The following is a 23,437-nucleotide window of genomic DNA, read 5'->3' on the forward strand; positions in this document are numbered from 1 at the left end:
GCTGAATTCTCAAGTGTTTTAAGGATATCTCATGAAAATCTGGCGAAATCTGGCTGCCGCAACCGCAGTCATGGCCGTGCTGGCCGGCTGTACCACCAATCCCTATACCGGTGAGCGTCAGGCGGGCAAGGCCGGCATCTATGGCGGAATCGGTGCGGCCACTGGGGCGGTGATCGGCGCTGCCACTTCGAGCAAGAAGGACCGTGCCAAGGGCGCCTTGATCGGTGCGGCCGTCGGCGGCGCGGCCGGCGGTGGTTACGGCTACTATGTCGACACCCAGGAGGCCAAGCTGCGCCAGACCCTGCAAGGCACTGGCGTGCAGGTGCAGCGCAATGGCAATGACCTGAAGCTGATCATGCCTGGCAACATCACCTTCGCCAGCAACTCCGCCGATATCTCCAGCAGCTTCTACCCAACCCTCAACTCCCTGGTGCTGGTTTTCAAGGAGTTCGACAAGAACGGCGTGAACATCGTTGGCCATACCGACAGCACCGGCTCGCAGTCGCTCAACCAGAGCCTGTCGCAGCGCCGCGCGCAGAGCGTGGCCAGTTACCTGACGGCCAATGGCGTGCCGGCGCAACGTATCTCGGCCTATGGTGCCGGCTCCAGCCAGCCGATCGCCAGCAATGACAGCGAAGCCGGGCGGGCGCAGAACCGCCGCGTCGAGATCAACCTGCAACCGCTCTGATACGCCAATTTCTCTCCTCTCCAGCCCCTGTCATGCAGGGGCTTGCTTGACTGTCTGTCGGTTATTTCCTGGCACAAGGCCATCCTCGAAAAGTCTGTCTAGACTACCCTCAATGAATGCGGAACGTTCGTACACGAATGCTGCGCGATTGCTATTGGATGAGCGGGGGAAAATCAATGGAGGGCAGCGTCGTTGCACCACCCAAGCCGTGGCGTCCCGTACTGTTGGCGCTGCTGCTGCTGTCGGTGCTCGCCGGGTTGCTGTTGTGGCAGTGGCAGGTCTATCAGGATCGGCAGGCCGAAGGGCATCAGCAGCGTTTTCAGCTCGAGGCGCAGGAGATAGGCCAGCAGGTGCTGGCGCGCATGCAGAGCTACGAGATGGTGCTGCGGGGTGTCTCCGGGCTGCTGATCGGCAGCGCTGACGTCTCGCAGGCGGAATGGGATCGTGCCCTCGATCAGTTGCAACTGCAGGATCATTACCCCGGCATCCAGGCCGTGGCCTGGTCACGCTTCATCCGTGCCGAGCAGCTTGGGGAATTTCTTGCCAGGCAGCGGGCACAAGGGCGTCTGGACTATCAGGTATTTCCCGAGGGAGAACGCCAGCACTACCTGCCCATCGATTACGTCAGCCCGCTGGACTGGCGCAATCGGCGTGCGCTGGGGTTCGACATGTTCAGTGAGACCGTGCGGCAAGCCGCCATAGAGCGGGCCATCGAGACGGGGGAGGCCAGTCTCAGCGGGCCAGTGGTATTGCGCCAGGAGACCGAAATCAACCAGCAGCCTGGGGTGTTGTTGTTTCTGCCGGTTTTTCAGTCTGGCAAGGCTCTGAACACCGCGCAGGAGCGCCGTGCAGCTCTGCTGGGATTGGTGCATGGGGCCTTTCGCATCCATGACCTGATCGAGGGCATTCTCGGGCTGCAGAGTCGCCGCTTCGATATCGTTCTGGCCGATCGGCAGGCGAGCGATAGCCCCTTGCTCAGCATGGCGCGTCCGGGAGCATCGCAGCCGCCGCTGTTCGCCAGCCAGCAGGATCTGGAGCTGTATGGGCGTACCTGGTCACTGAAGGTGTTCGGCACAGCCGAGTACGAGCGTGCGGTCAACGCCGAAACTCGCCAGTTCAATCTCTGGGCTGGGGGAGCGGTGGCCGTGTTGCTGGCTCTGCTGGTCGGCAGTTATCTCTATCAGCGTGACCGCAAGCAGTACACGAGCGCGCTGGCCACCGCCAAGCTGAAGGAGCGCGAGGAGCGCTTCCGCCTGCTGATCGAGCGCCTGCCGGTGGCGACGCTGCTGTGCAGCGACTCAGGCCGCATCGAGATTGCCAACCGCAGCGCAGCTGAGTTGCTCGGCTGCACGGTGCCAGAGTTGATTGGCGAGTCCGTGCTGCGGGTGATCCCCAATCTCGAATCGCCTCATGACTTGCCGGCACAACTGGCCGATTCCGACGAGCGCACGTTGCGCACGCTGCGCGGCGATTCGGTTCCGGTCAGCATCAGCCTGAACAGCCTCTACGAAGGCAGCGGATATCTGCTCAACCTGGTCGACCTGCGTGCACGCAAGGTGGCTGAAGAGCGATTTCGTCTGGTGGTGGAGGCATCGCCCAATGCCATCTTGCTGGTCGATGGCATGGGGCGGATCGCCATGGTCAATCGCCAGACCGAACTGCTCTTCGGTTACGAACGCCAGGCGCTGCTCGGCGAGCCGGTGGAAATGCTCCTGCCCACCGCGCAGCGGGGCAATCACGTGGCGTTGCGCCGGGGTTATCAAGCCATGCCCGAGCAGCGCCGCATGGGCGGCAATCGCGAGCTCTTCGGGCAGCATCGAGAGGGGCGCATGATCCCACTGGAGGTGGGGCTGTCACCTATCCGCAGTGGTGACGAGAACCTGGTGCAGGCAGTGATCATCGACATCAGCGAGCGCAAGGCAGCCGAACACAAGTTGCGCGAGCAGGCTGAGCAACTGTTGTTGGCCAACCGCTACAAGTCCGAGTTTCTCGCCAACATGTCCCATGAGCTGCGCACGCCGCTCAACAGCATCCTGATTCTCAGCGATCAGCTACGGCAGAACGTGGCGGGCAACCTTACCGAGAAGCAGACCAAACATGCCGATATCGTCTATCGCGCCGGCAGCGATCTGCTGCAACTGATCAACGACGTACTCGATCTGGCCAAGGTCGAGGCGGGGCGCATCCAGATCAAGCTGGAGCCGATCAACATGCAGGACGTGCTGGTGGAACTGGATGCCAGCCTGCGTCCGATGGCCGAGGTCAAGGGCCTGCGTCTGCATACCCAGCTCGATGCCGGGGTGCCGCGCGTGGTGCATACCGACCGCGTGCGTCTGCATCAGATCCTGCGCAACCTGCTGTCCAACGCGCTCAAGTTCACCGACAGAGGCGAGGTGACGCTGACCGTGAGTAGCGAGGGGCGCCAGGCCGACGAGCGCGAGTTGCTGTGTTTCTGCGTTCAGGATACCGGCATCGGCATCGATCCCGCGCAGCACGAGCAGGTGTTCCAGGCCTTCCAGCAGATCGATGGTTCCACCAGTCGCCGCTTCGGTGGCACCGGCTTGGGTCTGGCCATCACTCGGCAACTGGTGATGGCCCTCGACGGCGACATCAGCTTGCAGAGCACGCCGGGGCAAGGCTCTGCCTTTACCGTCCGGCTGCCGGTACAGACGGCCTCTGCCAGCGTCCCCGAGGCGCAGTACGAGGCACCACAGCGGGCCGGTGAGGGGCCGCCGCTGCTGATTGTCGAGGACGATGCCAATTTCGCCGCGGTGATCGCTGAAGAGGCCCATGCTCATGGGTTTTCCAGCGTGCAGTGCCGCACTGGGTTGCAGGCTCTCACGCTGTTGCAGCACGAGACCTTCGCAGCGGTGATCCTCGACATTCTCTTACCCGATCTCAGTGGCTGGCAGCTCTTTCGTCGCCTGCGTGCCCAGCCGAGCCACCGCCATACGCCAGTACACATCATCTCTTGCGTACCGCAACCGGCGGGCTGGAATGACGACGGTACGCGCTATCTGGTCAAACCCATCGGCCGTGATGAGCTGGAGCAGGTTTTCGTCGAGCTGGGCCATGGCTCTCTGCAGGAGCGCAGCCTGCTGCTGGTGGAGGATGTCGAGGCCGAGCGCGAGCATTATCGCGAGCAACTGACGCAACTGGGCTTGCAGGTCACCGCCTGCGCGGATGCCGAGCAAGCCTGTGCTTGCTATGCACAAGGCAGCTTCGCCGCCCTGGTGATCGACCTCGATCTGCCCGAGCAGGATGGCTTCGTCCTGCTCGACAGGCTCAACCAGATACGCCCGTTGCAAGGCACGCGGGTGGTGATCAATACCGGTGTCGACGTCACCCAGCAGAGCCTGCAGCGCTTGCGTCGCTACAGTGCGGTGGTGGTGTGCAAGCAGGGTGAGGACAGTGAGGCGCTATGCCGTGCCGTGCAGGGGTTTCTCGGCGATGTGCGTGCGCCGGAGCCGACGCAGGTGATCCACAGCCCTCTGCAAGGGCGACGCATCCTGCTGGTGGATGACGATGTGCGCAATCTCTACGCCATGACGGCGCTGCTCGACGAGGTGGGGTTGTGCGTGACGGCGGTCAAGGATGGTCTGGAGGCCATCGCCAGTTTTCAGCAGGAGCCCTTCGAGCTGATCCTGATGGACATGGCCATGCCCAACATGGACGGCTACACGGCCACGCGCCTGCTCAAGGAGGAGCATGACTGCGGCGTTCCCATCATCGCTCTCACGGCCCACGCCATGAAAGGTGATCGCGAGAAATGCATCGCCGCGGGCGCTGACGACTATATGGCCAAGCCGGTCAAGCGTGATGAGTTGCTGGTGCTACTGGAGCGCTGGCTGGGGGCGTCTGTCGGGGCGCCTTCTGGCAATGATCTAAGCTGATGTTAGGAGTGAGCCGTGCACGGGCATAAGGACAGAGGTGGAGCGCTGGCGATGAACAGGAACGCTGCCATGGCTGACAGGCAGACCCTGTTGGTGGTGGACGACCGCGAGGAGAACCTCGAGGCCATGCGTGCCCTGCTGGAAGAGGGTGAGTGGCAGTTGCGCTGCGTGAGTTCGGGGGAGCAGGCGTTGCGCTGCCTGCTCGAGGAGGACGTGGGCCTGGTGCTGCTCGACGTGCAGATGCCCGGCATGGATGGCTTCGAGGTGGCTCGCCTGATGCGCGGCAACCCCCGCACCCGCCTGACGCCCATCATCTTCGTTTCCGCCATCGCTCAGACGCAGGATGCCGTGCTGCGTGGCTACAGCAGCGGGGCAGTGGATTTTCTGCTCAAACCCTTCGACCCGACCATGCTGCGGCACAAGATCCACAGCCTGCTGGAGCACGAACGCAATCGCAGCGATCTGTTGCAGCTGACCCAGCAACTCGATCGTGCCCGCGCCTTCAATGCCTCGGTGCTGGACAATGCCGCCGAAGGCATCATGGTGGTGGGCCAGGATGGGCGAATCCAGTTCGCCAACCCAGCCATGGCGCAGATGCTCGACGGCGAGGTGGGGGATCTGGAGGGCAGTGACTTCATGTCCTTCCTGAGAGCGCCTTCGACCAGCGGGGGATGGCTGCACTCGGAGTTCTACCAGCACTTCAAGCGTGATGAGACCTATCGCGAGCACGAGGCCATGCTGCGTACCTTCAAGGGTGGGCTGCTGCCGGTGGCCTTGTCCTGCTCGCCGCTGCCACGCTCACAGCACGCCATGGTGATCATCGCGCTGGACATGTCGGTGGTGCGCAACCTGCACGCGCAGCTCGAGTCGCAGGCGGTGACCGATTCGCTGACCGGCCTGCTCAACCGCCGGGGGTTCCACCAGGCCCTGGAGTCGGCCTTGGCGCGGATCGAACGCAGTGGTCAACGGGTGGCCGTACTCTATCTGGATCTGGACGGTTTCAAACGCATTAACGACTCCCTGGGGCATGCGGCCGGTGACCAGCTACTGCGGCGTGTCGGCGAGCAGCTCAAGTCCTGCTTGCGCCCTTACGACAGCCTGGCGCGTATCGGCGGTGACGAGTTCACCGCCTTGCTGGACAACCTCAGCCACCCCGAGGACGCCGCCAAGGTGGCAGAGAAACTGATCGAGATGATTTCCGTCAGGCATCGCATGGCGGGGGTGGATTTCACCCTGGGCGCCAGTGTCGGCATCGCCTGCTTCCCCGAATGTGGGCAGAGCGTCGAGGGCCTGCTGCGTGCAGCCGATATGGCCATGTACGAGGCCAAGCGTGCCGGGCGCCAGCAGTATCGCTTCTTCTCGCCGGAGATGAATGGCCGTGCGCGTTCGCGCCTGTTGCTCGAGGAAAGCCTGCGGCATGCCATCGAGAACGATGATTTCAGGCTGGTCTATCAGCCCCAGTACCACATGGCGACAGGCCGGCTGCGTGGTTTCGAGGCGCTGTTGCGCTGGCAGCACCGGGTGGCCGGCACGGTGGCGCCGAATGTCTTCATCCCGCTATTGGAGGAGACCCAGCTCATCAATCGTCTGGGGCCGTGGATCTTCCGCGAGGGTGCCAGGCAGCTCGCCGATTTCAGGCAGCGCTTCGGCGAGGAGCTGGTGCTGAGCATCAACGTCAGCCCGGTGCAGTTCGGCATGCCGCATCTGGTCAGCGATCTGCAGCAGGTGCTCGAGACCCATTGCCTGCATCCCAGCCAACTGGAGGTGGAAGTCACCGAGAGTGCGTTGATGCAGGATCTGGAGCGCACCCAGGCGCAACTGCGCCACCTGCGCGAACTGGGCGTGAGAATCGCCATCGACGATTTCGGTACCGGCTATTCATCCCTGGCCTATCTGCGCCACTTCGAGCTGGATACGCTGAAGATCGACCGTCTGTTCATCGCCAACATGCTCGATTCACCCCGCGATGCCGCCGTGGTCAGCACCATCATCGATCTGAGCCAGAATCTGGGCCTGGAGGTGATTGCCGAAGGGGTGGAAACCCAGGAGCAGCGTGACTGGCTGGTTGCCCATCATTGCGGTGTCATGCAGGGGTTTCTGGTGGCACCTGGCATCGCCGCCGATGCCGCACTGCAGGTGCCGGCGCAACTGGACTGGGCGCGGCTCCCTTTGCCGCGGCCTGATTGAGGCCGCTAGCTACCGAGGCCTTCCGAGCCGTAGCCCGGATGCCTCCAGGTCTATCGCCTATGCCTGCTGCTTGAGCGCGTCCAGCTCCGCATCCTTTTCTTGCCATAGCTGGTTGACCCATAGCTGGAAGCGCTGGCGGTATTCCTCGTCCTGATCGTAGTTATGGCCGATGAACTCGCGTGGAATGTCCACCTGCCTGAAGTTGACCTGCACCGCGTCCAGGCGGCCGCAGAGCAGATCCCAGAAACCGGGTATGCCGTGCGGGTAGTGGATGGTCACGTTGACGATGGCATGCAATTGCTCACCCATGGCATCGAGCACGAAGGCGATACCGCCAGCCTTGGGCTTGAGCAGATGCTTGAACGGTGACTGCTGCTGGGCATGCTTGGCCGGAGTCAGGCGGGTGCCTTCGAGGAAGTTGAACACCGCCACCGGGTTGGTCTTGTAGCGCGCGCAGGCCTTGCGTGTGGTGGCCAGGTCCTGGCCGCGCTTTTCTGGATGCTTGGCCAGGTATTCCTTGCTGAAGCGCTTCATGAAGGGGAACTCCAACGCCCACCAGCACAGGCCGATCACCGGCACCCAGATCAGCTCCTGCTTGAGGAAGAACTTGAGCAGTGGCATGCGTCGGTTGAGCAGGTATTGCAGCACCAGAATGTCCACCCAGCTCTGGTGGTTACTGGTGACCAGGTAGGAGTGTTGCGTGTCGAAACGCTCCAAGCCCTTTACCTGCCACTCGATACGACCGACCAGGCGCATCCAGAACTTGTTCACGCCGATCCAGCTCTCGGCGATGCCATGCATCACGAAACGCAGCGCACGCTGCACCGGAGCGAAGGGCAGCAGCAGTTTGAGCAGGGCGATGAAGAACAGCGGCCAACACCAGAACAGGGTGTTGAGGGCCAGCATCAGGCCGGCGATCAGGCCGCGCAGCGGGGCAGGCAGGAAGTGCAGCATCGGGCGAATGTCTCCAAGGGTGGCGCATGCTGGGGGTGTTCCAGACTACCCCCTAGGGTTTCAGACGCTGCGGCAGTCCCTGCTGCGAGCCGTTTCGAGCGGCAAGGTTAACGATTGTGCACTGACCTGCAAGTGCCAGGTGTGACCACCTGGTATCGCGCCGTAGGGTGCGCCGTGCGCACCGTGAAACAAGCGCGCTTCCTCTGGTGCGCATGGCGCACCCTACGGCCGCTTCAGCTCGGCGGATTGGCCGCCTGGATCGCGGTCAGGGCGATGGTGAAGACGATGTCGTCCACCAGCGCCCCACGCGACAGGTCGTTCACCGGCTTGCGCAGGCCCTGCAGCATGGGGCCGACGCTGATGCAGTCGGCGCTGCGCTGCACCGCCTTGTAAGTGGTGTTGCCGGTGTTCAGATCGGGGAACACGAACACCGTGGCGCGCCCGGCCACCGGGCTGTTCGGTGCCTTCTGCCGGCCGACGCTGTCGATCGCTGCGGCATCGTATTGTAGCGGGCCATCGAGCAGCAGCTCCGGGCGTTTCTGCCGGGCCAGGCGGGTGGCCGCGCGCACCTTCTCCACTTCCTCGCCGCTGCCGGAATCGCCGGTGGAGTAGCTGAGCATGGCTACCCGCGGCTCGATGCCGAAGGCCTGCGCCGAGTCGGCGCTCTGCAGGGCGATTTCCGCCAGTTGCTCGGCGCTCGGATCCGGGTTCACCGCGCAGTCGCCATAGACCAGTACCTGATCCGGCAACAGCATGAAGAACACCGAGGACACCAGGTTGTAGCCCGGTGCGGTCTTGATCAGTTGCAGGGCCGGGCGGATGGTGTTGGCGGTGGTGTGGATGGCGCCGGAGACCAGGCCGTCCACCTCGTCCAGAGCCAGCATCATGGTGCCCAGCACCACGGTGTCTTCCAGTTGCGCTTCGGCCATGGGGGCATTGAGGCCCTTGCCCTTGCGCAGTTCCACCATGGGCTCGATATAGCGCTGACGGATCAGATCCGGGTCGAGGATTTCCAGGCCTTCGGGCAGTTCGATGCCTTGCGCACGGGCCACGGCCTGCACCTCTTCCGGCTTGGCCAGCAGCACGCAGCGGGCGATGCCACGCGCCTGGCAGATGGCGGCCGCCTGCACGGTACGCGGTTCGCTGCCCTCGGGCAGGACGATGCGTTTGGCCGCGGCCTTGGCCCGCTGCACCAACTGGTAGCGGAAGGCCGGCGGCGACAGACGCAGATCATGCGGCGTGCCGCAACGGGCGCTCAGCCAGTCATGGTCGATATGGCTGGCGACGAAGTCGGAAACCTTCTCCGCCCGCTCGCGGTCATCCACCGGGATTTCCTTGTTCATACGGTTGAGGTTGGTGGCGGTGTCGTAGGAGCCGGTGCTCACCGTCATCACCGGCAGGCCGTTGGCCAGGGCAGCCTGGCACAGTTCCATGATGCGCGGATCGGGGGCGAAGTCGCTGCACAGCAGCAGGCCGGCCAGGGGCACGCCGTTCATCGCCGCCAGGCAGGCGGAGAGGATGATGTCGTCACGGTCACCTGGCGTAACCACCAGGGTGCCTGGCTTGAGCAGTTGCACGCTGTTGGCCACGGCGCGGGCGCAGAGCACGATCTTCATCATGCGTCGCTGTTCGTAATCGCCGGCGTTGAGGATGCGTGCACCGAGCAGTTCGGCGACGTCCTTGGTACGCGGCGCGTTGAGTTCGTCCTGCCAGGGAATGCAGCCGAGCAGGCGGAAGCTCTCGCTCTTGAGCAGGGGGGAGGTTTCCTCCAGACGTTCGGTGAAGGCGTCGATGCCGTCCTTGCTGCGCACCTTGTTGAGGATCACGCCGAGCATCTTGGGATCCTTGGGGCCGCCGAACTGCTGGGCCTGGATCTCGATACGGTCGCACAGTTCGCTGAGGCTCTCGTCCTCCGGTGCGCTGACCAGGATCACGTCGGCATCCAGGCTCTTGGCCAGGTGGAAGTTGACCCGTGCGGCGTAACTGGCATGGCGGGTCGGCACCATGCCTTCGACTATCACCACGTCCTTGTCGGCAGCGGCCTGCTGATAGAGGCTGATGATCTCTTCCAGCAGTTCATCCAGGTGTCCGTCACCGAGCATGCGTTCGACATGGCTCAGTGGCAGCGGCCTGGGCGAATTGAGGCCGTGGGTGCGCGAGATCAGTTCGCTGGAACGTTCCGGGCCGAGGTCGCCGGCATGCGGCTGGGCGATGGGCTTGAGGAAACCGACCTTGAGGCCGCTGCGTTCCAGCGCACCGACCAGGCCGAGGCTGATGGAGGTAAGGCCGACACCGAAGCCGGTGGGGGCGATGAAGAAGGTATGCATGAAAAAGCCTCAGTCGAGCAGGGCAAGGGTGTCGAGGGCAATCTGCCGCTCTTCGTTGGTGGGCACCACCAGCACGCGCGGGGAACCGGCGTAATGGATGGCACCGGCGACGCCGCGTACGCAGCGCGCATTGGCCTCGGCATCGAGTTGCAGGCCGAGCAGGCCGAGGTGATCGAGCGTCTTGCGGCGAACCAGCGCCGAGTTCTCGCCGATGCCGCCGGTGAAGACCAGGCCATCCAGACGGCGTAGCGCACAACTCATCGCCGCCAGCGACTTGGCCAGGCGGTAGCAGAACACCTCGATGGCCAGGGTGGCGCCAGCGTGGCCCCGTTCGCGGGCCTGCTCCAGTGTGCGCATGTCGTTGGACAGGCCGGACAAGCCGAGCAGGCCGCTGTCCTTGTTGAGCATGCTGTCGATGCGCTCCAGGTTCCAGCCCAGGGTGCGGGCCAGATGGCTGTGCAGGTTGGGGTCGACGTCGCCGCTGCGCGTGCCCATCACCAAGCCTTCCAGTGGCGTCAGGCCCATGCTGGTATCGCGGCTCTGGCCATTCTCCACCGCGCAGGTGGAACTGCCGTTACCCAGGTGCGCCACCAGCCAACTGCTGGTCTCGAACGCCAGGCCGCTCATCTGTGCGGCCTTTTGGCTGACATAGCGATGGCTGGTGCCGTGGAAGCCATAGCGTCGCACGCCATGCTCGCGGTACAGCGCTTCGGGTACGGCGTAGCGATAGGCGTGCTCGGGCAAGCTCTGGTGGAAGGCGGTATCGAACACGGCGACCTGCGTAAGCGTCGGGAACAGCTTCATCGCCGCTTCGATGCCCTGCAGGTTGGCCGGGTTGTGCAGGGGCGCCAGGGGCGCGACCTGACGAATGGCTTGCAGGCTGGCGGCATCCAGGCGGCTGGCGCTGGCGAAATGTTCGCCACCATGCACCACGCGGTGGCCGATGCCGTGCAGCTCACCGGCAGCGGCCTGCTGCACGATGGGCAGCAGATGCGACAGCGCCAGGCGATGATCGGCGCCTGGCAGCACCAGGCTGTCCTGGTGCTCGCCTCGTTGCCAGTGCAGCACCGCTTCCGGGCTGCCCAGGCGTTCGGCCAGGCCGCTGAGGATGAAAGCTTCTTGCGCTTCGTTGACCAGGGCGAACTTGATCGAGGAACTGCCGCAGTTGATGACCAGAATGTTGCGTGCCGACATGTGAGCTTCCTTGGATTCTTCGTGCGACCGATCCCTGGCGCATCGGCCATGGGCGAATGAGGGCCTGGAGCAACTGGGAATGCGTAGCCAGGGCCGATTCTGCCAGGGTGGTCGGTGGCGTACAGACTGAATATGGCCACAAGATAAGACTGCCAGCCAGCCGCCATGCTCGCCCTGACGAAAATCAACGATACACACAGTCCATTTGTCAGGGGTCGGGTCGCAATCACGGCCGGCCTTGGTTAGACTTGATCATTCATTCCTCTTTCGCAAAAGGTCTCCCCATGCTGATCGCCGCCAACAAGGCCGTCTCCATCGATTACACCCTGACCAACGATGCTGGCGAGGTGATCGACAGCTCCGCTGGCGGCGCACCGCTGGTTTACCTGCATGGTGCCGGCAACATCATCGTCGGCCTGGAGAAGGCCCTGGTCGGCAAGCAGGCCGGTGACGAAGTGCAGGTCTCCGTCGAACCCGAAGAAGCCTACGGCGAATACAGCGCCGAGCTGGTCGCGACCCTGAGCCGCGCCATGTTCGAGGGTGTCGACGAGCTGGAAGTCGGCATGCAGTTCCATGCCTCCGGCCCGGACGGCAGCATGCAAATCGTCACCATCCGCGACATCGATGGCGACGACGTCACCGTCGACGGCAACCACCCGCTCGCTGGTCAGCGTCTGAACTTCCAGGTCAAGGTCGTCAATGTACGTGACGCCAGCCAGGAAGAAGTGGCTCATGGCCACATCCATGGTGAAGGTGGTCACCATCACTGATCGAGCCGAAGCGACTTGCGGTCGTCCTTTGCGAGGAAACCGCTGCTAAGCTCAATCATGCGATCAAGGCGCCTCAGGGCGCCTTTTTCATGCATCGCAACTGGCAGGGTAGCTTGCCCTGCTGCACTGGATTCGCCGAGGACGTTCGTCATGAGTGCCTTTCACGATCTCAATCTGCGTGCGCTGGACGGCCAGGATCTGCCGCTGGCGCCTTACAAGGGCCAGGTGGTGCTGGTGGTCAATGTCGCCTCCAAATGCGGTCTGACCCCCCAGTACGCCGGGCTGGAGAAGCTCTATCAACAGTACAAGGGCAACGGCTTTACCGTGCTGGGCCTGCCCTGTAACCAGTTCGCTGGTCAGGAGCCAGGCAGTGAGGAGGAAATCCGCTCATTCTGCAGTCTCAATTACGGCGTGACCTTCCCGCTGGGCAGCAAGCTGGAAGTCAACGGCCCGGGGCGTCATCCGCTGTATCGCCTGTTGGCCGGTGAAGGCGCCGAATTCCCAGGTGACATCACCTGGAATTTCGAGAAGTTCCTGGTGGGCCAGGATGGCCGCGTGCTGGCGCGCTTCTCGCCACGTACCACGCCGGACGACCCGGCATTGATCCAGGCCATCGAGAAAGCCCTTGGTCTTTGAGAAGCGGCCAGTCTCTCGCCAATCGCCTGCCCATTGGGGGGGCGTTGGCGAGGTTGGGGTGTGACTGACCTGGATCAAGTCGCCCGATCTTGAATACGGCGTAATCGTCCTTATCTAGTCTGCATCTCAGCGAGCATCTTTTTTCGGGGATGTTGTCCCGGCTCGCTCTCCTGGAGGAAGGACATTTATGCGTATCGACCGTTTGACCAGCAAGTTGCAACTTGCACTCTCCGACGCCCAATCCCTGGCGGTGGGCATGGATCATGCCGCCATCGAGCCGCTGCACCTGATGCAGGCGCTGCTTGAACAACAGGGCGGCTCCATCAAACCGCTGCTGATGCAGGTGGGCTTCGACATCAACAGCCTGCGCCAGGGCCTGACCCGCGAGCTGGATCAGCTCGGCAAGCTGCAGAACCCCACCGGCGACATCAACCTGTCGCAGGATCTGGCGCGTCTGCTCAACCAGGCCGACCGCCTGGCGCAGCAGAAGGGCGACCAGTTCATTTCCAGCGAACTGGTGCTGCTCGCCGCTATGGACGAGAACACCAAGCTGGGCAAGCTGCTGCTCGGCCAGGGCGTGTCGAAGAAGGCCCTGGAAAACGCCATCGCCAACCTGCGCGGCGGCCAGGCGGTGAATGACCCCAACGTCGAGGAGTCGCGCCAGGCGCTGGACAAGTACACCGTCGACCTGACCAAGCGCGCCGAGGACGGCAAGCTCGATCCGGTGATCGGCCGTGACGACGAAATTCGCCGCACCATCCAGGTGCTGCAGCGGCGTACCAAGAACAACCCGGTGCTGATCGGCGAGCCTGGTGTGGGCAAGACCGCCATCGCCGAAGGCCTGGCTCAGCGTATCGTCAACGGCGAGGTGCCCGACGGCCTCAAGGACAAGCGCCTGCTGTCGCTGGACATGGGCTCGCTGATCGCCGGCGCCAAGTTCCGTGGCGAGTTCGAGGAGCGCCTGAAGGCCGTACTCAACGAGCTGTCCAAGCAGGAAGGGCGCATCATCCTGTTCATCGACGAACTGCATACCATGGTCGGCGCCGGCAAGGGCGAAGGCGCCATGGATGCCGGCAATATGCTCAAGCCGGCCCTGGCCCGTGGCGAGCTGCACTGCGTCGGTGCCACCACGCTGGACGAGTACCGTCAGTTCATCGAGAAGGACGCGGCGCTGGAACGTCGCTTCCAGAAGGTGCTGGTGGACGAGCCGAGCGAGGAAGACACCATCGCCATCCTGCGTGGCCTCAAGGAACGCTACGAGGTGCACCACGGCGTGACCATCACCGATGGTGCGATCATCGCGGCGGCCAAGCTCAGCCATCGCTACATCACCGACCGTCAGTTACCGGACAAGGCCATCGACCTGATCGACGAGGCCGCTAGCCGCATCCGCATGGAGATCGACTCCAAGCCCGAGGAGCTGGATCGCCTGGATCGCCGCCTGATCCAGCTCAAGATCGAGCGCGAGGCACTGAAGAAGGAAGACGACGAGGCGACCAAGAAACGCCTGGTCAAGCTGGAGGAAGACATCGCCAAGCTGGAGAAGGAATACGCCGACCTCGACGAAATCTGGAAGTCGGAAAAGGCCGAGGTGCAGGGTTCGGCGCAGATCCAGCAACGCATCGAGCAGGCCAAGACAGAGCTGGAAGCGGCGCGGCGCAAGGGCGACCTCAACCGCATGGCCGAGTTGCAGTACGGCATCATCCCGGATTTGGAGCGCAGCCTGCAGATGGTCGACCAGCACGGCAAGAGCGAGAATCAGCTACTGCGCAACAAGGTCACGGACGAAGAAATCGCCGAGGTGGTGTCCAAGTGGACCGGCATCCCGGTGAGCAAGATGCTCGAAGGCGAGCGCGAAAAACTGCTGAAGATGGAAGGTCTGCTGCACCAGCGGGTGATCGGTCAGGATGAAGCGGTGGTGGCCGTGGCCAATGCCGTGCGCCGTTCCCGTGCCGGCCTGGCTGACCCCAACCGGCCGAGCGGCTCCTTCCTCTTCCTCGGCCCGACCGGGGTGGGCAAGACCGAGCTGTGCAAGGCGCTGGCCGAGTTCCTCTTCGACACCGAGGAAGCGCTGGTGCGCATCGACATGTCCGAGTTCATGGAGAAGCACAGCGTCGCCCGCCTGATTGGTGCGCCGCCCGGCTATGTCGGCTATGAAGAGGGCGGCTACCTGACCGAGGCCGTGCGTCGCAAGCCGTATTCGGTGGTGTTGATGGACGAGGTGGAGAAGGCTCACCCGGACGTGTTCAACGTGCTGCTGCAGGTTCTGGAAGACGGTCGCCTGACCGACAGCCATGGCCGTACCGTGGACTTCAAGAACACGGTGATCGTGATGACTTCCAACCTCGGCTCCGCGCAGATCCAGGAGCTGGTCGGCGACAAGGAAGCGCAGCGCGCGGCTGTGATGGACGCGGTGAGCAGCCACTTCCGTCCCGAGTTCATCAACCGTATCGACGAGGTGGTGGTGTTCGAGCCGCTGGGCCGTGAGCAGATCGCCGGCATCGCCGAGATCCAGCTAGGGCGCCTGCGTGGCCGCCTGGCCGAGCGCGAGCTCAGCCTGGAGCTGACGCCGGAGGCGCTCGACAAGCTGATCGCCGTCGGTTACGACCCGGTATACGGCGCGCGCCCGCTCAAGCGCGCGATCCAGCGCTGGATCGAGAACCCGCTGGCGCAGCGCATCCTGGCTGGCGATTTCGCGCCGGGTGCGCAGGTCAAGGCCAAGGTGGAGGGCGAGGAGATCGTCTTCGCCTGATCGCGTGTTGCGTAAACACCAAGGCCCGCCAATTCGGCGGGCCTTGTCTTTTGTAGCCTGGATTACATCCGGGCTACGGGATATGCACGGCCTGCTCCCTCTCCCATTTATGGGAGAGGGTTGGGGAGAGGGTGGTTCAGGCGACTCTAGCGTTACCGGATAAGCCCTCTCCCCCGACCCCTCTCCCGCAAGCGGGAGAGGGGAGACTGGGCTTGCCCCTCAGCAACAACCACCCCAATGCTTCTTCTTCGAGGTATGACCGATGCCGGGGTTGAAGGTGTTGGTCGGGTCGAGCTCGCGGTAGAAACCGGCCAGCGCCGGCTTGGCCACGTACAGGTGGCCGACGTTGTGCTCGGCCGGGTACTCGGCGCGGCGCGCGTCCAGCAGCTTCCACATGGCATGTTCCATGGCGAGCGGGTCATTACCCTTCTTGACGATGTAGTCCTGATGGAACACATGGCAGAAGAAGTGCCCGTAGTAGAGCTTGTGGATGATCTGCTCTTCCATCTCCTGCGGCAGCGTCTCGACCCAGTCGCGGTCGTTGCGGCGCAGGGCGATGTCCAGGGCGAGGATGTCCTCGACGCTGCTGCGGTGTGCCTCGCGGTAGCGAATGGCCGCGCCGGCGATGGCGAAGCGATGCAGGAAGGCTTTGCGTCCCTCATTGGCGTCGCATTCGAAGTAGGCGCCGCTGGCGCTGTCGCTGAAGTATTCGCTGAGGAAGCTGCGGGTCTGTTCCAGCGTGTCGTTGGAGACGCGCACCAGCAGGTGATGCTCGAAACGGTCACGGTACTCGCGCATGCGCGCCGGCAGGTGGCTGGGCAGCAGGTTCATCAGCGCCTGGATCACCTTGTCGGTCACCCCGCGCAGGCCGAAACGCTCGAAGAAGCCGTCGACCCGGCTCTTCATGGCGAAGGCGGCCGGCACCTTAGAGGTGCCGAACTTGTCGATCACCAGGAAGGTGTCCTTGCCGTATTTCTCGCCAATGTCGAAGGCGGTGCGGTGGATGTACTCGCCGGCAATTGGCAGGCGCGGCAGCTTGGCCAGCAGGTGGCGGCGCACTTCGGTCAGATCGTGCGGGTCGTTGCTGCCGATGTAGAACACCGTGCTCGGCTCTTTCGGGAAGGTGTCCAGGCGCACGGCGAACAGGCACAGCTTGCCGGCCGAGCCGGAGGCCTCGAACAGGCGCGACGGGTCGGCGTTGAAGCGCGCCGGGGTATCGGCATCGACATCGCGCACATGCTCGCCGTAGCGGGCATCGGAGGCCTTGGCGGTGTCCTCGTTGCGTACCTGCTGCGGCGTGTAGTCACCATTCTGCAGGCGGGTGAGGATTTCCTCGGGGCTGTCGCCCAGGTCGATCCCCAGGTGATTGACCAGCTCCAGCGAGCCGTCGTCCTTCACCTGTGCATACAGCGCCAGCTCGGTGTAGGCCGGGCCACGGCGCACCAGGGCGCCACCGGAGTTGTTGCAGATGCCGCCGAGCACCGAGGCGCCGATGCAGGACGAGCCGATCACCGAATGCGGTTCGCGGTTCAGCGGTGCCAGCGCCTGTTCCAGGCGATCCAGGGTGGCGCCGGGCAGGCACACCACCTGCTCACCATCGTTGATCAGTTGCACGCCGGTGATGCGCAGGGTGCTGATCAGCACGATCTCGCGGTCGTAGTCCTCGCCATCGGGCGTCGAGCCGCCGGTCAGGCCGGTATTGGCCGCCTGCATGATGACGATGCGGTCGGCTGCTACCGCCGCCTGCAGGATGCGCCACTGTTCCAGCAGCGAGCCGGGGCGTACCACCGCCAGCACATGGCCTTCGCCCGTGCGGTGGCCCTTGCGGAAGCGCCGCGTGGCTTGTTCGTCGGTCAGCACGTGGCTGGCTCCGACGATCTGGCGCATCTGCGTCAGCAGGGCGTCACGGCTAACGGGAGTGGCGACTGCAGCATTCATGGGCTCAACGCTCCTTGACCAGCAGATCCGAGGTGATTTCGCCGATGGACTTGGCGCCGGTCAGCACCATGGCCACGCGCATTTCCTTCTCGATCAGATCCAGCAGGTTGCTCACGCCAGCCCCACCGGCGACTGCCAGCGCGTAGATGAAGGCGCGGCCGAGCAGCACGGTGTCGGCACCGAGGGCGAGCATGCGCACCACGTCCAGGCCGGTACGGATGCCGGAGTCGGCGAGAATCTTCAGCTCGCCCTTGACTGCGTCGGCGATGGCCGGCAGGGCGCGGGCGCTGGACAGCACGCCGTCGAGCTGACGCCCGCCGTGGTTGGAGACGATGATGCCGTCGGCGCCGAAGCTCACCGCATCACGAGCGTCTTCCGGGTCGAGGATGCCCTTGATCACCATGGGGCCGTCCCAGAAGTCACGGATCCACTCGAGATCCTTCCAGGAAATCGACGGGTCGAAATTGTCGCCCAGCCAGCCGATGTAGTCGGCCAGGCCGGTGGGGTTGCCACGGTAGGCGGAGATGTTGCCGAGATCATGCGGCTTGCCCATCACCCCGACGTCCCAGGCCCACTGCGGGTGGGTCATGGCCTGCAGCACGCGGCGCAGCGGCCCGTTCGGGCCGCTCATGCCGGAGTGGGCGTCGCGGTAGCGCGCGCCGGGTACGGGCATGTCGACGGTGAACACCAGTGTCGAGCAACCGGCGGCCTTGGCCCGCTCCAGGGCGTTCTTCATGAAGCCGCGATCTTTCAGCACGTAGAGCTGGAACCACATTGGCCGGTCGATGGCCGGCGCGACTTCCTCGACGGGGCACACCGAGACGGTGGACAGGGTGAAGGGGATGCCCTTGGCCGCTGCGGCCTTGGCTGCCTGCACCTCACCACGGCGCGCGTACATACCGGTCAGGCCCACCGGGGCCAGACCCACGGGCATGGACATCTTCTCGCCGAACAGCTCGGTGGACAGATCCAGCTCGGACATGTTCTTCAGCACGCGCTGGCGCAGCTCGATGTTCGACAGGTCGGCGACGTTGCGGCGCAGGGTGTGCTCGGCGTAGGCGCCACCGTCGGCGTAGTGGAACAGGAACGGCGGCAGCTTGCGCTGGGCGGCGGCACGGTAGTCGGTGGAGGCAGAAATGATCATGGAGTCATCCTGTTGCTTGAAAAGAGAAAGCCTAGCCTGACGACAGACGCCCCGACGGAGTCGGGGCGGGGGTTACCAGGCGATCAGCGGGCCATCAGCGGATCGCTGACGCCCAGCACGTAGGTCGCAATCATGGCGATGATGCCGGTGAGCAGCACGTAGTAGAGGGTCGGCCAGATGGTCTTGCGCAGCGTACTGCCCTCGCGGCCGAGCAAGCCGACGGTCGCCGAAGCTGCCACCACGTTGTGGATCGCCACCATGTTACCGGCCGCTGCGCCAACGGCCTGCACCGCGACGATCAGCGCGCTGGAGATGCCCAGGCTGCTGGCCACACCGAATTGGAACTGGCTGAACATCATGTTGCTGACGGTGTTGGAGCCAGCGATGAAGGCGCCCAGGGCGCCGATGCTCGGCGCCAGCAGCGGATAGATGCCGCCGACGCTGTCGGCTACCCAGCGCGCCATGAGAATCGGCATGCTGGCCAGCTCGGCGCCGTTGACCCCGGAGTTGATCAGGATGCGCACCATCGGCACGGTGAACAGCAGCACGAAGCCGGCGCTGAGCAGCACGCTGGAGGATTCCTTCACCGCCCTGCCCAGTTCGCGCGCCTTCATGCCATGCAGGAAGAAGGTGGCCAGCACCACGGCGACCAGGATACCGCCCGGCAGGTACAACGGCTGGAAGTTGGCGCTGACGCCGGTTTCGCCCAGCAGGTCGGGGAAGTTCACCACCACGGCCTTCAGCGCATTGCCTACATCGGGGAATACGCGGCTGATCACCAACAGCGCGCCGACCAGCACGTAGGGCAGCCAGGCACGCAGGGCGCTCATGGGTTTGGCGGTCAGTTCGTCCAGTTTCATCTCGACGCTGCCCAGCCACTCGCTCGGCCATTCGTTGGCCGGGGCGAAATCCCAGGTCTTCTTCGGCACTAGGAACCCGACACGTGCAGCGCTGGTGACGATGGCCAGACCGATCAGGCCGCCCAGCAGCGAGGGGAATTCCGGGCCGAGGAACACGCCGGTGAGCACATAGGGCACGACGAAGGCCAGGCCAGCGAAAATCGCGAACGGCAGTACTTCCAGGCCGGCTTTCCAGCTTTTCTCCTGACCGAAGAAGCGTGTCAGCATCATCGCCATGATGGTCGGCATGACCACACCGACGGTGGCGTGGATGATCGCCACTTCACTGGTGATCAGTTGCAGGAACTGCGCCCAGGACGAACCTTGCTCCACCAGTTGCGCACCGATGGTGGCGGTGTCCAGACCGGTGTTGATGCCGACGATGATCGGCGTGCCGACGGCGCCGAAGGACACCGGCGTGCTCTGCACCAGCATGCCTAGAAGCACGGCAGCCATGGCCGGGAAACCGACGGCCACCAGCAGCGGTGCGGCGATGGCCGCTGGTGTGCCGAAGCCTGAGGCGCCTTCGATGAAGCAGCCGAACAGCCAGGCGATGATGATGGCCTGGATACGGCGATCCGGGCTGATGGTGGCGAAACCGGCGCGAATGGCGGTGATGCCACCGGAGTGCTTGAGAGTGTTCAGCAGCAGGATGGCGCCGAAGATGATCCACAGCAGGCCGAGGGTGATCAGCAGGCCTTGCAGGGTCGAGGCCAGAACGCGGTTGAGGGTCATGTCCCAGGCGAACAGACCGACGGCTGCGGTGACCAGGTAAACCAGGGGCATGGCGCGCTTGGCCGGCCAACGCAGACCGATCAGCAGAATGGCGGCCAGCAGGATCGGTGAGAACGCCAGCAGGGCGAGAATTCCATTGGACATTGGCTTTACTCCGCACGAGCGCGCGGCTGGCGCGGCAGGGATGAGGCGTGATCGAACAGGCTTGCAGCGTCTTGGGCTGTCATGGCGTGACCTCGATGGATTGTTGTTCTTGTCGGTTAAATTGGTAATACCAATTTACAAAGTTGCGGGCTCAGGTTAAAAGTTGGCCAATTTTCTGTCAAATCGAGAAGTTAAGACTTTGGTCGTAGGGCGCCGACTTGTTCGTCGGAGAGCTGCGCTATAGGCTTGCGCGACAGGGTCTTGGGGCCTGGTCAAACCATTGGAGAGGCTTGGGATGGAAGTAGGGCAGGTGCGCCAGCGGCGTCTATCGGATGACATCGTCGCGCAACTGGAAACCATGATTCTCGAAGGCACCTTGCGTGCTGGCGAGCGGCTGCCGGCCGAGCGTGCCCTGGCCGAGCAGTTCGGCGTATCCCGCCCGTCGCTGCGCGAGGCGATCCAGAAGCTGGTGGCCAAAGGGTTGCTGGTCAGCCGCCAGGGCGGTGGCAACTATGTGGCCGAAAGCATCGGCGCGACCTTCAGCGACCCGCTGCTGCAACTGCTGGAAAGCAAGGAAGACGCCCAGCGCGACCTGCTGGAGTTTCGCCACACCCTGGAAGGTTCCTGCGCCTATTACGCTGCCAGACGGGCCACCGACCTCGACCGGCAACGCCTGAGCGAGGCCTTCGAGGCGTTGCAGGATTGCTATAACCGCAAGGGCAAGGTGACGCGCGCCGAAGAAGGGGCTGCTGATGCCCGTTTCCATCTGGCGATTGCCGAGGCCAGTCACAATGCCGTGCTGCTGCACACCATCCGGGGCCTGTTCGACCTGCTCAAACGCAACGTGGTGACCAACATCGGCGGCATGTACGCCCAGCGCGAGGAAACTCGCGACATGCTCATCAGCCAGCACCGCGCACTCTACGAAGCCATCCTCGAAGGCCGTGCGGAAGACGCGCGCGAGCTATCGAATCGGCATATCGACTACGTGCAGGAAGTGCTCTCGGAAGTGCAGCTCGAAGCCCAGCGCGTGGCGCGTGCGCAGAGGCGCTTGGGGATATAAGGCGAGCGGCAAGCTGCAAGCCACAAGCTGCAAGTAAGAGCTTGCGTTGCTTTTGGCTTGAAGCTTTTGGCTTGCAGCTTGAAGCTGCTCCCTAGTCTTCCTTGCCCTTGCTGCGCATGGCGCGCTGGACTTCGCGGTCGGCGTCGCGCTCTTTCTCGACGTGGCGCTTGTCGAAGTCCTTCTTGCCCTTGGCCAGGGCAATTTCGCATTTGACCAGGTGCTGCTTCCAGTACAGCGACAGTGCGACGGCGGTGTAGCCCTTCTGCTGCACGGAGCCGAACAGCTTCTCCAGCTCGCGCTTGTTCAGCAGCAGCTTGCGGGTGCGGGTCGGGTCGGCGATCACGTGGGTGCTGGCGGTTTTCAGCGGGCTGATATGCGCGCCCATCAACCAGGCCTCGTCGTCCTTGAGCAACACGTAGCTGTCGACTAGCTGCGCCTTGCCGGCGCGCAGGCTCTTCACTTCCCAGCCGGCCAGGGCGAGGCCCGCCTCGAACTTCTGTTCGACGAAATAATCATGCAGCGCCTTCTTGTTCAGCGCGATGGTGCCTTGAGGGTGTTTCTTTTGCTTAGCCATAGGGCGCGCATTATAGGGAGTCGCCCGCGCCTGCGCCATGGGGCCGCATGCTCGGTTGCGAGGCGCGCTTGAGCCCATACGGTGAATCTTCGACAATGCGCGATCTTTTTTCCCGCAGTATGGGTATGGCCTCTGATGGCAAACGACAAAGTCTCGATTCACGGCGCATGGGCCAGTCGCTGGGTGTTCATCATGGCGGCGATTGGTTCTGCTGTCGGCCTGGGCAGTATCTGGAAGTTCCCGTACATGACCGGTGTCTACGGTGGCGGAGCTTTCGTCCTGATGTTTCTGGTGTTCATCGTGCTGGTCGGTGTGCCGGTGATGCTGGCGGAAACGCTGATCGGTCGTCGTGCGCGACAAAGTCCGGCCAATGCCCTGCGCCAGTTGGCCAGCGAGGCAGGTCGTTCGCCACGCTGGTCTTGGGTTGCCTTTGCCGGCATGGTCACGGCTCTTCTGATTCTGTCTTTCTATAGCGTGGTGGGCGGCTGGTCGCTGGATTACATCCTGGGGATGGGGCGCGGTGACTTTCAGGGGGTGACGGGTGAAAGGGCTGGTTCCCTGTTCGGCGCCCTGATCAGCGATCCATGGTGGATGATCCTCTGGCATAGCCTGTTCCTGCTGCTGTCGGCATGGGTCATCGCCAGGGGGGTAATCGCCGGTCTGGAGCGCTGCCTGCGGATTCTGATGCCGCTGTTGTTCGTGTTGCTGCTGGTGTTGCTGGGCTATGCCCTCAATAGCGGTCATTTCATGGAGGCTGTGCGTTTCATGTTCTCCTTCGAGCCGGAGCGTCTGGCCGATGGTCTGCTGCCTGCCATGGGGCATGCGTTCTTCTCCCTCAGTGTGGGGGTCGGATCCATCATGGTGTACGGCGCCTACATGCCCAAGCAGGTCTCGATTGGCGGCACGGTGATGATCGTCGCGCTCATGGATACCCTGGTTTCCCTGCTCGCCGGCCTTGCCCTGTTTCCCATCGTGTTCTCCGCCGGGCTCGATCCGGGCGAAGGGCCCGGACTGATGTTCGTCACCCTGCCGCTGGCATTCGGCAACGTCACGCTGGGGCAACTGATGGGCGTGGTGTTCTTCATCTTGGTACTGCTGGCGGCCTGGACCTCCGCGATCTCCATGCTGGAGCCAATGGTGGCCTATCTGGTCGAGCGTACGCGGCGTAGCCGTGCGCTGATCACCGCGTTCCTGGCTTTTCTCTGCTGGTTCGTGGGGCTGGGGACGGTGTTTTCCTTCAATATCTGGAAGGATGCGAAGTTCTTCGTCAACGGCCCGCAAGGCTTTCAGCTCTATCAATGGGGGGCCAGTGGTGGGCTGGATTTCTTCGGCGTGATCGATTTTCTGACTTCGCGCCTGATGTTGCCGCTTGGCTGCCTGTGCTTCGTTATCTTCGCTGGCTGGGTGATGGGGCGTGACGCCGTGCGTGATGAGTTGGCCATGCGCAACCCGCGTCTGTTCTCCCTGGCTTTTTTCCTGATGCGCTATTTGGCGCCGGCAGGCATCCTCGTGGTGTTTGCCGTCGAGTTGTGGAAGTAA

The 23,437-nt window shown here is 63.5% G+C and carries 16 protein-coding genes; 8 read left to right on the forward strand and 8 right to left on the reverse strand.

Annotated features, from left to right (window positions below):
- The first annotated feature begins 31 nt into the window (after window positions 1-31).
- From PVE35_RS04355 to PVE35_RS04365, 3 genes are all read left to right on the forward strand, one after another.
- Window positions 32-688, forward strand: a complete 657-nt coding sequence (locus tag PVE35_RS04355; protein ID WP_277373917.1) for an OmpA family protein — start codon at window positions 32-34, stop codon at window positions 686-688.
- A 176-nt stretch (window positions 689-864) separates the two neighbouring features.
- On the forward strand, window positions 865-4,581 hold the full coding sequence (locus PVE35_RS04360; RefSeq protein ID WP_277373918.1) for a CHASE domain-containing protein: 3,717 nt from the start codon (window positions 865-867) through the stop codon (window positions 4,579-4,581).
- 69 nt (window positions 4,582-4,650) lie between these two features.
- Window positions 4,651-6,768, forward strand: coding sequence for an EAL domain-containing protein (locus PVE35_RS04365; RefSeq protein WP_268181558.1), 2,118 nt, complete (start codon window positions 4,651-4,653; stop codon window positions 6,766-6,768).
- Between the two features lie 57 nt (window positions 6,769-6,825).
- Here PVE35_RS04365 and PVE35_RS04370 read toward each other — a convergent pair whose 3' ends face one another.
- From PVE35_RS04370 to PVE35_RS04380, 3 genes are all read right to left on the reverse strand, one after another.
- Window positions 6,826-7,722, reverse strand: coding sequence for an acyltransferase (locus PVE35_RS04370; protein ID WP_268181559.1), 897 nt, complete (start codon window positions 7,720-7,722; stop codon window positions 6,826-6,828).
- Window positions 7,723-7,955: 233 nt separating this feature from the next.
- Window positions 7,956-10,049: a phosphate acetyltransferase gene (gene pta, locus PVE35_RS04375; RefSeq protein WP_268181560.1), complete on the reverse strand. Its 2,094-nt coding sequence runs from the start codon at window positions 10,047-10,049 to the stop codon at window positions 7,956-7,958.
- Between the two features lie 9 nt (window positions 10,050-10,058).
- A complete protein-coding gene (locus PVE35_RS04380; protein WP_268181561.1) occupies window positions 10,059-11,243 on the reverse strand; it encodes an acetate kinase in 1,185 nt (394 codons plus the stop codon).
- Between the two features lie 284 nt (window positions 11,244-11,527).
- On the opposite strand from PVE35_RS04380, the gene PVE35_RS04385 reads away from it, so the two are divergent.
- A complete protein-coding gene (locus PVE35_RS04385) occupies window positions 11,528-12,013 on the forward strand; it encodes a peptidylprolyl isomerase (protein ID WP_268181563.1) in 486 nt (161 codons plus the stop codon).
- On the opposite strand, the gene PVE35_RS04390 is transcribed toward PVE35_RS04385, so the two are convergent.
- Window positions 12,007-12,165 carry a hypothetical protein gene (locus PVE35_RS04390; protein ID WP_268181564.1) on the reverse strand — a complete coding sequence of 53 codons (159 nt, stop codon included), beginning with the start codon at window positions 12,163-12,165 and terminating at the stop codon, window positions 12,007-12,009. The two genes, PVE35_RS04385 and PVE35_RS04390, sit on opposite strands and share 7 nt — an antisense overlap.
- Between PVE35_RS04390 and PVE35_RS04395 the strand changes: the two genes are divergently transcribed.
- Together PVE35_RS04395 and clpB are read left to right on the forward strand one after the other, a co-directional pair.
- Window positions 12,164-12,649: a glutathione peroxidase gene (locus PVE35_RS04395; RefSeq protein WP_268181566.1), complete on the forward strand. Its 486-nt coding sequence runs from the start codon at window positions 12,164-12,166 to the stop codon at window positions 12,647-12,649. The genes PVE35_RS04390 and PVE35_RS04395 overlap by 2 nt on opposite strands.
- Window positions 12,650-12,836: 187 nt before the next feature.
- The gene (gene clpB, locus PVE35_RS04400; RefSeq protein ID WP_268181568.1) at window positions 12,837-15,401 is read left to right on the forward strand and encodes an ATP-dependent chaperone ClpB; all 2,565 of its coding nucleotides are present in this window, start codon (window positions 12,837-12,839) and stop codon (window positions 15,399-15,401) included.
- Between the two features lie 219 nt (window positions 15,402-15,620).
- Here clpB and dld read toward each other — a convergent pair whose 3' ends face one another.
- The 3 genes from dld to PVE35_RS04415 form a co-directional block, all read right to left on the reverse strand.
- Window positions 15,621-17,339, reverse strand: coding sequence for a D-lactate dehydrogenase (gene dld / locus PVE35_RS04405; protein WP_277373919.1), 1,719 nt, complete (start codon window positions 17,337-17,339; stop codon window positions 15,621-15,623).
- Window positions 17,340-17,343: 4 nt separating this feature from the next.
- Window positions 17,344-18,483 carry an FMN-dependent L-lactate dehydrogenase LldD gene (lldD, locus tag PVE35_RS04410; protein WP_277373920.1) on the reverse strand — a complete coding sequence of 380 codons (1,140 nt, stop codon included), beginning with the start codon at window positions 18,481-18,483 and terminating at the stop codon, window positions 17,344-17,346.
- Window positions 18,484-18,566: 83 nt separating this feature from the next.
- Window positions 18,567-20,261: an L-lactate permease gene (locus tag PVE35_RS04415; RefSeq protein ID WP_277373921.1), complete on the reverse strand. Its 1,695-nt coding sequence runs from the start codon at window positions 20,259-20,261 to the stop codon at window positions 18,567-18,569.
- A 295-nt stretch (window positions 20,262-20,556) separates the two neighbouring features.
- Here PVE35_RS04415 and PVE35_RS04420 point away from each other — a divergent pair, with 295 nt between their 5' ends.
- Entirely contained in the window at window positions 20,557-21,324 is a 768-nt protein-coding gene (locus PVE35_RS04420) for an FCD domain-containing protein (protein WP_268181577.1), read from the forward strand.
- 91 nt (window positions 21,325-21,415) lie between these two features.
- Here PVE35_RS04420 and smpB read toward each other — a convergent pair whose 3' ends face one another.
- On the reverse strand, window positions 21,416-21,898 hold the full coding sequence (gene smpB / locus PVE35_RS04425; RefSeq protein WP_268181579.1) for an SsrA-binding protein SmpB: 483 nt from the start codon (window positions 21,896-21,898) through the stop codon (window positions 21,416-21,418).
- Window positions 21,899-22,033: 135 nt separating this feature from the next.
- On the opposite strand from smpB, the gene PVE35_RS04430 reads away from it, so the two are divergent.
- A complete protein-coding gene (locus PVE35_RS04430; protein WP_277373922.1) occupies window positions 22,034-23,437 on the forward strand; it encodes a sodium-dependent transporter in 1,404 nt (467 codons plus the stop codon).

The sequence above is a fragment of the Pseudomonas sp. AA-38 genome (genome assembly GCF_029457475.1).
Taxonomy (GTDB): Bacteria; Pseudomonadota; Gammaproteobacteria; order Pseudomonadales; family Pseudomonadaceae; genus Aquipseudomonas.